This window comes from Sphingomonas sp. 66-10 (assembly GCF_001897045.1).
GTDB lineage: Bacteria > Pseudomonadota > Alphaproteobacteria > Sphingomonadales > Sphingomonadaceae > Sphingomonas > Sphingomonas lycopersici.
In genome coordinates this window covers 30,666-31,179 of the sequence record NZ_MKRR01000164.1, presented here as the reverse complement: position 1 = coordinate 31,179, position 514 = coordinate 30,666, and the positions used below count along the sequence as shown (strand labels likewise).

Sequence of the window (514 nt, the reverse complement as noted above, 5' to 3'; positions counted from 1 at the left end):
CGATCGCCTCGAGCAGCGCGACGGTGGCGGGGTCGATCGCAGTGGGGGCGTGGGAAATAGCGGGTTTGTTCATATCGCCACGAATAGCCGCGCGGGGGCATCGCGCGGAAGGGGGTTCGATCGGCCGCCGCGCGCAGCCCATATCCAGCCCGGCTTCGCTATGTAATGATGCCGACCCCCGATATCCGGACCTTTCGATTGAAACTGAATTCGCGCTTCGACCTCAATCTGCTCACGGTGTTCGAGGCGATCTATTCGCGCGCCAGCGTGACGCTGGCGGCGCGTCACCTCAATCTGTCGCAATCCGCAATCAGCCACGCGCTCGGGCGGTTGCGGCGCGAATTCGGCGACCAATTGTTCGTGCGGGTCGGCAGCGGGCTCGTCCCCACCGCGCTCGCGCGATCGATCATCGAGCCGGTGCGCACCGCGCTGCGCAGCGTCGAACTCGCGGTGGTCACCGCATCGGATTTCGATCCGCGATCGAGCGACCGCACCTTCCGCATCGCGATGCGGC

General features: G+C 66.0%; 1 protein-coding gene and 1 pseudogene (1 of these 2 running past the window's edge). Both read left to right on the top strand.

The genetic code is table 11. From position 1 onward, the window contains the following. Nucleotides 1-165 precede the first annotated feature (165 nt). Nucleotides 166-339, top strand: a pseudogene (locus tag BGN95_RS27190) (LysR family transcriptional regulator); the annotation flags it as partial. Next, nucleotides 303-514, top strand: the beginning of a protein-coding gene (locus BGN95_RS25840; RefSeq protein ID WP_353744750.1) for a LysR substrate-binding domain-containing protein. 571 nt of this gene lie beyond the right edge of the window; only the first 212 of its 783 coding nucleotides appear in the window; it begins with the start codon at nt 303-305; its stop codon lies off the right edge, out of view. The pseudogene BGN95_RS27190 and the gene BGN95_RS25840, both read left to right, overlap by 37 nt.